This is a genomic window from Haemophilus haemolyticus (genome assembly GCF_003352385.1).
Lineage (GTDB): Bacteria > Pseudomonadota > Gammaproteobacteria > Enterobacterales > Pasteurellaceae > Haemophilus > Haemophilus haemolyticus_I.
In genome coordinates this window covers 868857-884385 of the sequence record NZ_CP031243.1, presented here as the reverse complement: position 1 = coordinate 884385, position 15529 = coordinate 868857, and the positions used below count along the sequence as shown (strand labels likewise).

Genomic DNA, 15529 nt, shown 5'->3' with positions numbered 1-15529 from the left:
AATTAATTTTAACCACACTTTTGCACGCTTTCCGAATTAAAAATGAAACCAACCCTGATCGTAAACCATTTTAGCCGTCATCATGAAAGATATAATAACAACCATTGGGCGAATCAAGGTTTTACCTTTCGTCATCACCATTTTGGCACCTAAGTTTGCGCCTAAAATACTCCCAGCCATCATCACTAAACCTACCTTCCAAAGAATTTGCCCGCCAAATAAGAAAAATATAAAAGCAGCGAAGTTAGAAGTAAAATTCATCACTTTGGCATGCGCCGTTGCTTTCTGAAGATTAAAACCTAGCAAAGTGACGCAAGCTAAACTCATAATTGACCCAGCACCAGGACCAAAGAAACCATCATAAAAACCTAAAAATGGGCTAACTAAAAGACCAAATAACAGATAACTTAATCGTTGTTTCCGATCTTCATCACCTAATTTAGGGGTAAATAAAAAATATAGACCAATGGCTAAAATCAGAAAAGGCAGAATTTTTTTGAAAATCGCCACGTCAATTGATTGAATTAATAATGTACCTAGGGCAGAACCTAAGAAAACCCAAATCAAAATAAACCAAATATCGCGTAAATTGACCGCTCTTTTTCGCAGAAAATAAAAGCTTGCAGATAATGCCCCTCCCACAGCTTGCAATTTATTGGTGCCTAACGCCATTGCAGGAGGCATACCTGTCATAAGCAACGCTGGAATAGTGATTAATCCACCACCGCCAGCAATCGCATCGATAAATGATGCAACAAAACCAACACAAAACAATATTGCTAAAAGATCAATTCCGATATCCATATTGATTTACCTCAATGCTATTCTAACCATTCACTCCGATTCGGTGAGTTCAAAATTTGTTGGCACAAAAACGGCTCTGGTGGTGTAACTTTAGGTTTACTCACTGAAGTGCCTGGTTTTGGTGGTTCAAACCAAGAATATAATTCGTCTCCACAACCATCACCGGCAGGCACAGGTGCTTGATTTTCACAATAAGATGCATCTGCTGGGCAAGTTAAACGAACATGAAAATGGGAGTCGTGTCCATACCAAGGACGAACTTTGTGTAGCCAACCGCGATCATTGCCAGCGGTCTGGCATAATTTTACCTTAATCGCGGGATTAACAAAAATACGTGTCACACTTGGATCTTGCGCGGCTAACTTGATTAACGTCGCATGATTGCTATTCCATACGCGTTCATCCACTCGTTGCGCCTTTCTATCCACAACTAATAAACCTTTACCATCAGAATTCAGCGCATCGGCATCTGACATTTCGCCCATTCTTAACCAAATATCCGCATCTAATCCCATCTGATGGCTAGCATGACCAGTTAAAAATCGCCCGCCACCTGGCATGGCAATATCGCCTACTAACATCGTTGGCAACCCAGCAGCTTTAGCGCGTTGTCCCAAACGTTCAAGATACTGAATCATATTTGGATGACCATAATAGCGATTGCGATTCATGCGAATCACTTGGTAACCTTCTCCTTTCGGCGGTAATGCTTGCGCTCCAATAATACACCCATTGGTATAACTACCTATAGGTTTTGCTTTCCCATCATCACTTGGAATGGGACGTTTCACTTTTTGCCAATCGAGAGGAGACGCAACAACATTCAGAGAGAAAAGTGCGGTAAAAATTATGGTTGTTTTTAATAAAATTTTATTCATTCTAAGGTTTTACCTTGAGTAAGCATATCCTCGGTCTTACCGTGGGTAAGTATATCCTAGGTTTTGCTATGGGTAAGCATATCCTAGGTCTTGCCGTGGGTAAGTATACCCACGGTTAGAAAAATAGTTCCCCTTTGGGGAACTTTACACCTACCCCAAAGGGGTAGCATCAAACTAACCTAGGGTATACCTACCCTAGGCACAGACTCACATATAGGTACACCTACCCTAAGTTCAGCCCCATTGAAGAACTTTACACCTACCCCAAAGGGGTAACATCAAGCTAACCTAGGGTATACCTACCCTAGGCACAGACTCACATCTCATACTAAGATTATTTACACTGTGCCTTAAAACGTAATAGATGATCTAATAAGACAATCGCCATCATGGCTTCTGCGATGGGTACAGCACGAATACCCACGCAAGGATCGTGACGACCTTTTGTTACAACCTCTACGGGTTCTCCATTAAGATTGATTGAACGACCAGGAATCGTAATACTTGAAGTTGGTTTTAGCGCAATTGTGGCGATAATCGGTTGACCAGAACTAATTCCGCCTAAAATGCCGCCTGCATGATTACTTTCAAAGCCATTAGGGGTCATTTCATCACGATGTTCCGAACCACGTTGCTCAACCACCGCAAAACCATCACCAATTTCGACGCCTTTCACTGCATTAATCCCCATTAATGCATGGGCAAGATCAGCATCTAAACGGTCAAATACTGGCTCGCCTAATCCTACTGGAACATTTTCTGCAATAACGGTAAGTTTTGCGCCAATAGAATCTCCTTCTTTTTTAAGTTCACGGATCAATTCATCAAATTTTTCTACCGCACTTTCATCAGGACAAAAGAATGGATTGCTGTTTACCTTTTCCCAATCAATGTCTCCGATGGTCTGCGGCGCAATTTTCACATGACCGATTTGACTTAAAAAACCGCGGACTTCAATACCAAAATGTTCGCGTAAATATTTTTTTGCAATTGCTCCCGCTGCAACTCGCATCGCTGTTTCACGCGCTGATGAACGCCCACCACCACGGTAATCGCGGATGCCATACTTTTGCTGATAGGTAAAATCAGCATGTCCTGGGCGAAAACGATCTTTAATCTCGCCATAATCTTGCGAACGCTGATCACCATTTTTAATGATCATCCCAACACTTGTGCCTGTCGTTTTTCCTTCAAATACACCAGATAAAATTTGAACTTCATCGTCTTCACGACGCGGCGTGGTATATCGAGATGTCCCAGGTTTACGACGATCTAAATCTGGCTGAATATCGTTCTCTGATAATTCAAGATTTGGCGGTATCCCATCAACGATACAGCCTAATGCAATACCATGTGACTCTCCAAAAGTTGTCACACGAAAAAGTTGTCCGATTGTGTTACCAGCCATAATTTCTCACTTATTTTTTTACGTCAATAAAAGGCATTTCTTCGCCAGTATCATTATTTTTGATAAAAACATCAAGTTGGTTAAATGCAATATCAATATTGTTTTCTGCAAAGAGCTCATTAATACGGCGATTAAGTGCATCAATCGTATTTGTACGTTCAGCAAGTTGAGCAACATAAACGCGCAATTCGTGATCCAAGGTGCTGGCACCAAAACTCAAGAAATAGGCTCTTGGTTCAGGATCCTTTAATACTGTTGTCTGCTCATTTGCGGCTTGTAGCAATAATTTCTTCACTAATTCAAGATTAGAACCATAAGCGACACCAACATTGATCACTAAACGCGTCATAGTGTTAGAAAGTGCCCAGTTAATTACCTGCCCTGTTACAAAAGATTTATTTGGCACAATCACTTCTTTACGATCAAAATCAATCAACGTAATTGCACGAATACGAATTTTCGCAACGGTCCCGCTAATGCCATTAATTGTAACGGTATCGCCTACTCGAATTGGGCGTTCAAATAACAAAATAATACCAGAAACAAAGTTAGCAAAAATCTCTTGCATACCAAAACCAAGGCCAACAGAAAGTGCGGCAAATAACCATTGTAATTTTGACCAAGACATACCCAAGGTTGCAAATGCCCACGCGCCACCAATAGCGATAAAAATATAAGTGAGCAACGTCGTAATGGTATAGGGCGTACCTTGTGAAAGATTCACGCGAGAGAAAATCAATACTTCTAAAATACCCGAAATGTTACGTACCAATACATAAGTAATCCCTACGATAACTAAGGCAACAAGAAGATTAAATAAAGTAATGCTTTCTGTCACTGTACCTGCTTCAGTAGTTGTTGTTTGCTGCCATAAGGTCACTTCACGCAAATAACTTGCCACCGTGACAAGATCTGACCAAACGTAATAGAAAATTCCAATCAACGCAGTCCAAATAAAGAGATCAGCAAAACGTAATAATTGACTACGCACTTCATTTAACGCTAAACCTTCTTCTTTTTCATTCAGAACAACAACATCATCGGATGTCAAACCATCATTAAAGCCTGCTTGTTTTTGACGGAGTTTTTCTTCTAAACGACGATGAGCCAAGCGACGAGATGATACAGTAATACCACGATAAATTACTTGGCGAATTAACCACCACACACACCAGGCTATATAAGAATTAATCAGATGCTGTATTAAATTCAACGCAGTGTAATAGTATCCCAATGCGACTAATAGCACTAAGCCAACAGGAATAATCTGTAAACCAAATTGAACAATTTTGACGATAATGTGGTTATGGTTTTTTTTCTCATCTTCGTAAGAACGTAGCACATTCTTGAAACGTGGTGCGATGATAATAATGCAAAACAGCAATGAAACAATCGTATTTACTTGTCCAATCACATCATTTGCTAAACCATAATCAGTTACGTTACTAAATACTGATGTATTCAGTAATAAAACAACCGCTACAACAATACGTTTAATGACACTTTGAAAACGCACCGCACTTTGTTGAGAAAATTCAAAGTGACGGACAAAAATTCCATTCGGGCGAAATAAAGAAAGCCAAAACGTGAAGAACCACCAATAGCCCGCCATACTAAACGACCAATCCCAAAACTCAGTTGGATTTTTCATAAAGAAAAAGCCAAGCATTTGACAAATGGCTAAAAACCATAAAGTTCCTGAAAGCGTTAAAAATGCAGTAAGCAATAAGGCTTGTGGAGTATTCCACTGATTATCATATTTTAATCGGTTAATTTCGCCGTTAATTTTTGACAGACGTTGTTTGATGCGATCTTTAAATTTAAAAATAGCACCACCCACGACAAACAAGCCCAAGCAGTACATCAATAAGTAAGGCAAGTTACTGTAATTTGTGGGTAAACCAATTTTTTTCAAAATACCATCGACTTGCGCTATAAATGCCCTCGGCAATTCAGCAAACCAATCCAAATTTATAGGGCTATTGCTTTTAACCCAGAAACTCTGTTGATCTAGTTTTAATTGAATTTGATCACTTATCTGAGTAATTTGCTGTTGTGTGAGTTCTAAAGAAATGGCTAAATTAAGCTGATTATTCAATGACTTAATTAAGTCAGAACTCATTTTACGACGCTCAGTCAATAAATTAGTTAATTGTATTTTTTCGGCGTTAGTAAATTTTTCACCTTCATCTGATTCGACTTTAGCAATATACGCGTCTAAATCATAAAGCTCATTACGTTTTTGAGTAATATCGAAAATTTGTACTCGTAAATCCGCAATTTGTTTTGATAAACCTTGAATATTTAAGTTAGTCGGTAATTTTTGTTTTTGTTGCTGGATAATACGAGAAAGCACCAACGTACCTTGTAATGCGCTAATTTGCTCCTCGATGGTATGTTGAGTTTGAGTTAGGCTATCAAACACATTACGCATTCTTAAATCATCTTGCGTCAAGATGTTCGTCTTTTCCGTTTGTTGCAACAAATATTGACTCAACTCTGCATTACGTGCCAATTCTTTCTGAATATAAGCATTTTTCGCACTATTTTGTTGCTGTTGCTGAGCTTGTTCGACTTGGTTTTGAGTTTGCGCCAAGTTTTTCTGATTAATCACTTCTTGGATCGCCACAATTTGTTGTTGTAGCAGTTGCAAACGAGCATTCAACAAATCATAACGGCTTTGATAAAGCAATGTCAGCTGATCGCTATTTTTCAATAAATCTTGGTTGTAAGCGTTTTTTAAATCAATCAACTGTAATTCTATTTGATTTTTTTGACGTAAAGTTTTTGTAAGATTGCTATCGGCTAATTGTTGATTAATTTCTTGTGTGCGTTTCAAATTCTCAGTAAGACTGGTTTGTGCACGCTCAGATACAGAACTTTGCCCCGCTAATTGAATATTAGCCTTGCTTAACGCAGTTTGAGTTTCTTGCTGTTGAGCATTAAGTTTGCTTAATGTAGCCTGTAAATCTGCTAAATTTTGAGCTTGATAATCAACTGATTTAGATTGTTCTAACTGCTTCTTAAACACCAATAAATCTGCATTATTTTTCTTAATTTCACTATCAGCATGGGCTAAAACATCATGTAAATCTTCATTATTTTTTTGTTGAGTTTGAATGAGTTGCAATAAATCTAAAGAGGTTTGCAATTCATTCATAAGCGCAGTTTTTACATCACCGTCAGCCATTTTTTGTGCATCGGCTAAATCAGTAGTGAGTTCTTGCTCCGTAGGTAATAATATTTTGCTTTTATTTGCAGCCAATGTTGGATTCACCGTTGCCCAACCAATTAAAGCTGTAGCTAAAAGTGCGGTGAAAAAACGTGATGTTTTCATAAGTTACCTGTATTTTTTATTGTTCGTTTATTTGTTTTGCTAACCAATCGGCAAGCACTTTACGTGATATTTTTATTGCGCCAGCAGATAAATCTACTGGTAATTCATAATAAGCTATTGGCTGTTTAAAGCGAGCCAATTTATCTTGTAAAAATTCAGTGAGTTTTTCGACCGCACTTTGATTAAAGGGTTCATTCAAAGCAACAATCGCAACTGGGCGATAGCCAAATTCATGATCGGCTTTGGGCAAAACAAAAACTTGTTTCACCATAGCATTTTTCAGCATCACTTGCTCTATTTCTTCTGGCTGAATATTTTCACCGCCCGAAATAAACATATTATCAAGTCGTCCGATAATAACCAGTTCGCCCTCTTGCAAAATGCCTTTATCTTTTGTCTGAAACCAGCCATCTCCATTCGTTAATGGAAAAATTTGTCGATCTTTCCAATAACCCATCGCCAAACCTGCACCTTTTAGCCAAATTTCATCATTCATCAAACGATATTCTCGACCTAATAAAGGTAGCCCTACGCCTTGTTTTTCATCAGATTGTTTAGCAAAAACCGTAGACGCCATTTCCGTCATGCCGTAGCCAGAATAGGTTTCGATACCATATTTCACCATTTTTTGTGTAAGTTCTGTGGGAATATGCGCACCGCCCAGTAAAATATGACGTGTAGAAAATGAAATGCTCGGATTTTTCTGTAAATAATCTAATAAACGCTGTAATTGCGTTGGCACAAGAGAAACGTGAGTCGCCTCCAATAATGAAGCGTAAAAATCCGTTTTCGGAAAATGCAATTCAGCACCACAACTCAACCAACGCCAGACAATACCTTGTCCTGAAACATGATATAAGGGCAAAGAAAGTAGCCAAGAATGTTCACTATCGAACTTCATCAACTCGCATACGCCCTTCGCATTATCTAAATGCGCTTGAACATTATGCACTATCGCTTTTGGCAAACCTGTCGAGCCAGACGTGAGCGTCATTGTAGCTGGGCGAAAGAAATCAGCTTTTTGTATAACTACATCAGCTTTTGGAAAATCCCTCAAATCTTCATCATAAAAACAAAAATCGATGTGATGAACATTACACAATTCTGTCATTTTTTCTTGAGGAAACGCCGGATTAATACCTAGAATTTTTGCACCAAGTTGGATTGTAGCAAGATATAAAAATAAAATGTTTTCTGTATTTTTTCCTACAAAAGCAACCGCACTTTCAGGATTTACACCTTTATTTTGTAAGAAGGAAACCATTTGATCCACTTTCTCGGCTACTTGTGCCCAATTAAAAATATCGCCCTGTGCAGTGCGCAAGGCGATTTTATGAGAAAACTTAGGGTGGATAGCAAAGGCTTGCCAAGGATACATCATTAATTTACCGTGAAATATGCCCGCACTTCGTCAATTAAACTTTCAGGCAAATCCATTGATTGCATTGCGCCTTCCAACATCAGCATTTTACGACCACTGTTTGTGTTTGTGATAACCCAATAAGGCGTATCTGGAATTTGTTTTGGTTTTGTATGATTGCCAGTCATTAACAATGTTGCTTCATCGCGCGCAAAATAAACTCGAGTACGGCCTTGTAAAGATTCTGTGGCTTGCGCAAAACTCTCAGGATTGGTGCGATAAAGCACGCGTAGAATTGCTAAGAAACGTGTAACAGCTTTGCCTTCTTCTTGAAATTCTGTCGAGTTCAACAACGTTTGAACTTTTTCTACGATCTGATTAATTGCAGTTATCGGCTGTTTTTTCGTCGGTTTTACACTTTCTGACTTAGCAGGTTCAGTCTGTACTTCTACTTTTGATTCTGTTTTTTCGTTATTTTCAGCCGGAGCAAATGTTAAGTCATCGGCGAAAACACTCGCATGTGCCGGTAAATTAAGCAAACGGCGTAAAATATCCGAAGCACTTTCCCCAATAGAGCGGGTTTGGCTCGCAATGTATTGGTATAATTCTTCATCAACTTCAATGATCTTCATTTTTTTCTCTCTGTTTGCTAGAATTTTTTTAATTATAGCGACTTCTTTACAAATTCTCACGCAAAAATTATGGCAAATTCATTGCTCAATTATCAATTTCATCAAGTAAAACAAACGATTAATTCTCCAACTTTGGTTTTTATTCATGGTTTGTTCGGGGATATGAATAACCTTGGCATTATCGCCAGAGCTTTTAGCGAGAATTACAATATTTTACGCGTGGATCTGCGCAATCACGGTCATAGTTTTCATTCGGAAAAAATGAATTATCAACTTATGGCTGAAGATGTTATCGCAGTAATCCGCCACTTGAATTTACCTAAAGTGATATTAATTGGTCATTCTATGGGGGGGAAAACTGCCATGGAAATCACCGCACTTTGCCCCGAATTAGTCGAAAAATTAATTGTAATTGATATATCTCCCCTGCCTTACGAAGGATTTGGACATCAAGATGTGTTTAATGGCTTGTTCGCTGTCAAAAATGCAGCCCCTAAAACTCGTCAAGAAGCGAAACCGCTCTTAGAAAAGGAAATTGATGATCAGGATGTCGTGCAATTTATGCTGAAATCTTTTGAACCCAATTCACCTGATTATTTTCGCTTTAATCTCACCGCACTTTTCAACAATTACGCTAACATTATGGATTGGGAAAAGGTGCATGTACTCACGCCGACGCTGTTTATCAAAGGTGGAAATTCTTCTTATATAAAAATAGAGAATAGCGAAAAAATTTTAGAACAATTTCCTCATGCGACGTCTTTTACTATTAGTGGTTGTGGGCATTGGGTCCATGCTGAAAAACCTGAATTTGTTATACGTGCGATAGAGCGATTTGTAAATAAGAATTAATTAATTTAAATGAGAATACTTTTGTAGTATACTCCCACACAATTTAGGGAATATCCCCTATTTATAATCAATATGTTAAATTTTAATTTAAAAGGAAAGAAAAATGGCAGTTGTTGGTCTATTTTATGGCAGTGACACAGGCAATACCGAAAACATCGCGAAAATGATCCAAAAACAATTAGGTAACGACTTAATCGATATTCGTGATATTGCAAAAAGTAGCAAAGAAGATATTGAAGCATACGATTTCTTACTTTTCGGTATTCCGACTTGGTATTACGGCGAAGCACAAGCAGACTGGGATGATTTTTTCCCAACGTTAGAAGAAATCGATTTTACAGATAAACTCGTAGGTATTTTCGGCTGTGGCGATCAAGAAGACTATGCTGATTATTTCTGCGATGCTATCGGCACCGTGCGCGACATCGTAGAACCGCGCGGCGCAATCATTGTGGGTAACTGGCCAACTGAAGGCTATACTTTTGAAGCTTCAAAAGCATTATTAGAAGATGGAACTTTCATTGGGTTGTGTATTGATGAAGATCGACAACCTGAACTTACTGCAGAACGTGTGGAAAAATGGTGTAAACAAATTTACGATGAAATGTGTTTGACCGAGCTTGCTTAGCATTTCTCACACAATAAGAAGGGAACGTTATGTCTGAAGAAAACATTAAATTACTCAAAAAAGCTGGATTAAAAATTACCGAACCACGTTTAACGATTCTTAGCTTAATGCAAGAACACAAAAATGAACATTTCTCAGCAGAAGATGTATACAAAATCCTGCTAGAGCAAGGGAGTGAAATTGGCTTAGCGACTGTTTACAGAGTATTAAATCAATTTGACGAGGCTCATATTCTAATTCGTCACAATTTTGAAGGGAACAAATCTGTATTTGAGCTAGCACCCACTGAACACCATGATCATATTATCTGTGAAGATTGCGGAAAAGTATTTGAATTTACTGACAATATTATTGAACAACGCCAACGTGAAATTAGCGAAAAATATGGCATTAAATTAAAAGCGCATAGTTTATATCTTTACGGGAAATGTAGTGATATTAATCATTGTGATGAAAACAATTCAAATAAATAACATCTCTAAGGCGACAAAATGTCGCCTTTCTTATATTCAAATTTCATCCTAAAAAAATAACCGCACTTTATTATAGTGCGGTTATTTGATTTGGCTTTTTTAGATGTTAATAAACACCTTGTGCCAACATAGCATCAGCGACTTTGACAAAACCTGCTACGTTTGCTCCTACCACATAGTTGATATTTTCTTGTCCTTCAATCGTGCCGTATTTTTTACAGTTTGCGTGAATATCTAACATAATTCGATGCAATTTTGCATCCACTTCTTCTGCAGTCCAATACAAACGTTGTGAGCTTTGCGCCATTTCTAAACCAGAAGTCGCTACGCCACCAGCATTAGCCGCTTTACCAGGTCCAAATAATACACCAGCAGCCTGTAACGCTTCTGTTGCTTCAATGGTAGTTGGCATATTGGCGCCTTCAGCAACCAATCTCACGCCATTTTTAATTAAAAGTTGAGCATCTGAAAGTTCTAATTCATTTTGAGTTGCACAAGGAAGCGCAATATCAACTTTCACTTCCCAAGGGCGTTTACCTTCAAAATATTGCAAACCAAATTGTTCTGCATAATCTTTCACTCGACCACGTTTTACATTTTTAATTTCTAAAAGTGCGGCTAATTTTTCAGTAGTAAATCCCTCAGCATCATAAACATATCCTGATGAGTCAGAGCAAGTCACCACTTTTGCGCCAAGAGATAATGCTTTTTCAATAGCATATTGCGCTACATTGCCAGAACCTGAAACCGATACGACTTTCCCCGTAAAACTATCGCCTTTTTCAGCCAACATGGCTTGAGCAAAATAAACTAAGCCATACCCTGTTGCTTCTGGACGAATTAAGCTACCACCAAAAGATAATCCACGCCCAGTAAAGACGCATGCTGCTTGGTTGGATAATTTTTTCATATAGCCAGCTAAATAACCAACTTCGCGCCCACCAACACCAATATCACCCGCAGGCACATCAGTATCCGCCCCTACATGGCGATAAAGTTCAGCCATCAATGCTTGGCAAAAACGCATGACTTCAGCATCTGATTTCCCTTTTGGATCAAAGTCTGAACCACCTTTTGCTCCGCCCATAGGCAATGTAGTTAAAGCATTTTTAAAAATTTGCTCAAAACCTAAAAATTTTAAAATAGATAAGTTTACTGATGGATGGAATCGCATACCGCCCTTAAATGGACCAATTGCACTGTTAAATTGCACGCGGAATGCACGATTGACTTGCACCTGGCCATTATCATCGGTCCAAGCTACGCGGAATTGAAATGCACGTTCAGGCTCGACTAAACGTTCTAATAATCCCTCTGAACGATATTTAGGATTAGCTTCTAAAAAAGGCCAAATAGAAGTAAACACTTCTCTAACCGCTTGTAAAAACTCAGGTTGATGACCATCACGTTGAGCGACTTTTGCTAAGAATGCATCTAAGGAAGCAACTGTTGACATAATGAATTTCCTTCTTTGTTGTTGATATTGTGTGTATTGTGTTTTTATTATGTTCGCCTCATAGGGCGCAATGACAATATGCAATGAGCGATTTAACGTTGCAATAATTTTTATGAAGTAAATTTAAAGAAAAAGAAAACAGAAAGAAATTATCTAAAAAATCACCCAATTTATTAAATAGAAAATAAAAATAAAGATAATAACCTAATAAAATGATGATGTTTTAGGTGAAAATACGAAACTTTTACTCAGCTATAAATCACATTTAGTCGCGAATAAACCAAAAGATATTGTTTTATGAAAAAACAACGCGACGATGTCATCAATGCAATAAAAAAGGGGCTAAGCCCCCATTTTATATATTAATTGATTCATTCTTCTGTTTTTCTGATTCATCGTTATTTTCAACCGCACTTTCATCATCTTTGGGTTGATAAAAACGAGCTACTAATAGGCCAAGTTCAAAGAGCAAACACATCGGCACCGCGAGTAAAGTTTGTGAAAAAACGTCAGGAGGAGTTAAAAGCATGCCGATAAAAAATGCCCCCACGATAATATAAGGACGTTTTCCTGAAAGTGCTTTTACTGTTGTTACGCCAGTCCAGCAAAGTAGAATGATAGCTATCGGTACTTCAAAACAAACACCAAAGGCTAAAAACAACGCTAAAGCAAAATCTAAATAACTGCTGATATCTGTTGCAATAGCAACACCTTCCGGTGCAGTTTGTGTAAAGAAACTAAATACAAAGGGGAAAACAACGTAATAAGCAAAAGACACGCCACAATAAAATAAAATCGTACTTGAAAATAGCAACGGATAAATCATCCGTTTTTCATGTTGGTACAATGCTGGCGCAACAAAAGCCCAAATTTGATAAAGCAAATAAGGGACAGAAATAAAAACAGCAACAATCGCCGTCAATTTAATTGGCGTAAAGAAAGGCGTTTGAATATTGGTTGCGATCATCGTCGCACCTTTTGGCATAACCGTTGTTAAAGGTGCAGCAACGAAATGATAAATATCATTGGAAAAATACACCAATGCGACAAAAACCAATACCACACAAATCACACAGCGTAATAAACGGTTTCTTAGCTCAACAAGGTGTGTAATTAGAGGTTGAGATTCATCCACATTACTCATAAAAACTCGCTATGATTCAGTTTTTGAAGATTGAGATTTTGGTGCTGGCGCGATTTCAATATCATCCGGCGGATAATAATCAGATAAACGCTCGGTCAATTCTGCTTGCTCGTGGGCTTCAAGTGCGGTTAAATCTGCAGGTGTTTTTTCTACTTCAGGTAAAGTTTCTGTCGAATCCTCTGTTAATGCCACATTTTGAGGTTTTTCTGCATTTTCAGCCGCACTTTTAATTTCTTTAATTTGCTCTTCCACTGTTGTACCAGCTTGAGCTGCTTTATCTTCTAGCTCGGCTTTCATTTTATCTGCTTGAGCTTTTAATTCTTCCACCGTTTTACTCAATTCTGGTGAAAGGGTTTGCAAGTTTAAAGATTCAGCTTTTTTGATACTATCCTGTAATTCTTGCAATTTTAGTTCTTGTTTCAACTCATTTTGCACATTGGCAGCTAAACCACGAATCGTTTTCACCCAGCCCATCACTGTGCGAATAGCGACAGGTAAACGCTTCGGCCCTAGCACAACTAGGCCAACCACCATTAACAAAACAAGTTCTGAAAAACCAATATCAAACACGGATTAAGCCTGTTCTTTCTCTTTTGTAGTTTCAGTTTTTGCAGATGTTGCATTATTGTCAATAGACTTAAATTCTGCATCTTTTGCTTTTTCATCATCTTGCATTGCTTTCTTAAAGCCTTTCACTGCAGCGCCAAGATCTGAACCCGCATTTCTTAATTTTTTCGTACCGAAAACCAATAAAATGACTACTAATAAGATAATCATTTGAGCAGGGGATAAACCAAACATAATAAACTCCGTTCTGTAAAAAAGAAAAAATTTGGGTCGGAATATACCCTTTTTACCCACTTAGAACAATAGCTATCGGGGATTATTTTCAATTTATCACGATATTAATGATAAAACGCAATATATGAATAAACTAAAAATGGCTAAAAATTTCTTTCTAGCCATTTTATCTTTATTTCCAAATGCGGGAATCTAATATTTTCTTACGTAATTCAGGGTGTTCGTCAATCTTAAACTCTGGTGTTTTACCTTCTTTAAGCTGGCGTTGATAATCCTTCATCAATTTCCATACGATTGGAGACAACATCAAAATTGCGATCAAGTTAATGATTGCCATGACTGCCATTACCGTATCTGCGAAATTCCACACCACATTGCCTGAACGAACCGAACCAAAATACACGAAGAATAGCACCATTAAACGGAACAAAAATACAAACCAAGGTTTATTCTTGATAAAACGGATATTGCTTTCCGCATAAGCATAGTTACCAATAATAGAAGAATAAGCGAATAACAATAAGATAAACGCCAGGAAATGTACCCCAAATTCACCTACATGATATTGCAAGGCATTTTGCGTAAGTGAGATACTTTTTAGCGTTTCACTACCATAATTATTTGAAAGCAAAATAATTACCGCAGTACAAGAACAAACAATCATAGTATCAACAAAAACACCGAGCATTTGCACTAAACCTTGGCTAACTGGATGCTTCACGTGTGCTGCTGCAGCCGAATTAGGCGCAGAACCCATCCCCGCCTCGTTAGAGAATAGTCCGCGTTTAATCCCCATCATCATTGCTTTTGATACCAATGCACCAAACATTCCGCCAGCGGCAGCATCAAAACTAAATGCACTTTGAATGATACGATGAATCACGGAAGGGATCATATCAATATGCATGCCAAGAATAATCACTGCCATAATCAAATAGAAAAGTGCCATCATTGGCACAAGACTACTCGAAATAACCGCAATACGCTTAACGCCACCGAAAATAATAAGTGCGGTCAAAATTACTAATGAAATACCGACATATTCCCCTTTCCAATTCCACGCATTGCTCGTCGCTTCAACAATGGAGTTTGCCTGTACAGAATTAAAGGCAAAACCAAATGTAAAAATTAATGCAAGCGCAAAAGCCACTGCCATACAACGTGATTTTAAACCTTGCACAATATAATAAGCAGGGCCGCCACGGAATGATCCATCTTTATCTTGAATTTTAAATAATTGAGCAAGAGTAGATTCAGCGAAAGCACTCGACATACCAATAAATGCGGTTACCCACATCCAAAACACTGCACCTTCGCCTCCTAATGCGATTGCCGTTGCAACCCCACCAATGTTACCCACACCAACGCGGCTCGCAAGACCTGTCGTAAACGCTTGGAAAGGCGTTAATGAACTTCCCTCCACTGCACGACCAAACCACATTTCACGAAGGCTTGCTGGGAATAAACGGAACTGCACAAATCCTGTTGTAATAGTAAAAAATAGACCCGTCCCAAGCAAAATAATAATTGTTGCATCCCATAAAGGTCCATCAAGGTGTGCGACTATCCAAGTTAGCACTTCTTCTAACATTTTTGAAAATTCAAATTCCATAATCATCCCTCAAGCGATAAATAATTTGATTGTATGGTTTTTCAATGAAAAGGCGAGATTTTTTAATGATTTCTCTAAAGAAAGTAAACACAGACAAGAAAAAATCTAATAAATTTAGAATATTCTAAATATTTTCTAAAACAA

The 15529-nt window shown here is 38.1% G+C and carries 14 protein-coding genes; 3 read left to right on the top strand and 11 right to left on the bottom strand.

The features are described from left to right. Positions 1–36: 36 nt before the first annotated feature. The 6 genes from DV428_RS04500 to seqA all read right to left on the bottom strand — a co-directional run bounded on the left by DV428_RS04500 (position 37) and on the right by seqA (position 8419). The gene (locus DV428_RS04500; protein ID WP_114908826.1) at positions 37–804 is read right to left on the bottom strand and encodes a TSUP family transporter; all 768 of its coding nucleotides are present in this window, start codon (positions 802–804) and stop codon (positions 37–39) included. A 17-nt stretch (positions 805–821) separates the two neighbouring features. Further along, entirely contained in the window at positions 822–1682 is an 861-nt protein-coding gene (gene mepA, locus DV428_RS04495; protein ID WP_114908825.1) for a penicillin-insensitive murein endopeptidase, read from the bottom strand. 334 nt (positions 1683–2016) lie between these two features. Then, the gene (gene aroC, locus DV428_RS04490) at positions 2017–3090 is read right to left on the bottom strand and encodes a chorismate synthase (protein ID WP_114908824.1); all 1074 of its coding nucleotides are present in this window, start codon (positions 3088–3090) and stop codon (positions 2017–2019) included. 10 nt (positions 3091–3100) lie between these two features. Continuing rightward, on the bottom strand, positions 3101–6427 hold the full coding sequence (gene mscK, locus DV428_RS04485) for a mechanosensitive channel MscK (protein ID WP_114908823.1): 3327 nt from the start codon (positions 6425–6427) through the stop codon (positions 3101–3103). 16 nt (positions 6428–6443) lie between these two features. After that, positions 6444–7805 carry an o-succinylbenzoate--CoA ligase gene (gene menE, locus DV428_RS04480; protein WP_114909576.1) on the bottom strand — a complete coding sequence of 454 codons (1362 nt, stop codon included), beginning with the start codon at positions 7803–7805 and terminating at the stop codon, positions 6444–6446. 2 nt (positions 7806–7807) lie between these two features. Further along, complete coding sequence (gene seqA, locus DV428_RS04475) at positions 7808–8419, bottom strand: replication initiation negative regulator SeqA (RefSeq protein WP_005635399.1); 612 nt, start codon at positions 8417–8419, stop codon at positions 7808–7810. A gap of 69 nt (positions 8420–8488) precedes the next feature. Between seqA and DV428_RS04470 the strand changes: the two genes are divergently transcribed. The 3 genes from DV428_RS04470 to fur all read left to right on the top strand — a co-directional run bounded on the left by DV428_RS04470 (position 8489) and on the right by fur (position 10372). Then, positions 8489–9271, top strand: coding sequence for an alpha/beta fold hydrolase (locus DV428_RS04470; RefSeq protein WP_114908822.1), 783 nt, complete (start codon positions 8489–8491; stop codon positions 9269–9271). A 103-nt stretch (positions 9272–9374) separates the two neighbouring features. Beyond that, on the top strand, positions 9375–9899 hold the full coding sequence (gene fldA, locus DV428_RS04465; RefSeq protein ID WP_053466168.1) for a flavodoxin FldA: 525 nt from the start codon (positions 9375–9377) through the stop codon (positions 9897–9899). Between the two features lie 29 nt (positions 9900–9928). Continuing rightward, complete coding sequence (gene fur / locus DV428_RS04460; RefSeq protein ID WP_053466167.1) at positions 9929–10372, top strand: ferric iron uptake transcriptional regulator; 444 nt, start codon at positions 9929–9931, stop codon at positions 10370–10372. Between the two features lie 106 nt (positions 10373–10478). Here fur and gdhA read toward each other — a convergent pair whose 3' ends face one another. The 5 genes from gdhA to DV428_RS04435 all read right to left on the bottom strand — a co-directional run bounded on the left by gdhA (position 10479) and on the right by DV428_RS04435 (position 15385). Further along, complete coding sequence (gene gdhA / locus DV428_RS04455) at positions 10479–11828, bottom strand: NADP-specific glutamate dehydrogenase (RefSeq protein ID WP_114908821.1); 1350 nt, start codon at positions 11826–11828, stop codon at positions 10479–10481. Positions 11829–12183: 355 nt separating this feature from the next. Further along, positions 12184–12972: a twin-arginine translocase subunit TatC gene (tatC, locus tag DV428_RS04450; RefSeq protein WP_114908820.1), complete on the bottom strand. Its 789-nt coding sequence runs from the start codon at positions 12970–12972 to the stop codon at positions 12184–12186. Between the two features lie 9 nt (positions 12973–12981). Continuing rightward, a complete protein-coding gene (gene tatB / locus DV428_RS04445; protein WP_114908819.1) occupies positions 12982–13542 on the bottom strand; it encodes a Sec-independent protein translocase protein TatB in 561 nt (186 codons plus the stop codon). A 3-nt stretch (positions 13543–13545) separates the two neighbouring features. After that, positions 13546–13773 carry a twin-arginine translocase TatA/TatE family subunit gene (tatA, locus tag DV428_RS04440; protein ID WP_005629124.1) on the bottom strand — a complete coding sequence of 76 codons (228 nt, stop codon included), beginning with the start codon at positions 13771–13773 and terminating at the stop codon, positions 13546–13548. A 172-nt stretch (positions 13774–13945) separates the two neighbouring features. Beyond that, entirely contained in the window at positions 13946–15385 is a 1440-nt protein-coding gene (locus tag DV428_RS04435) for an alanine/glycine:cation symporter family protein (RefSeq protein ID WP_162790773.1), read from the bottom strand. Positions 15386–15529: the final 144 nt, after the last annotated feature.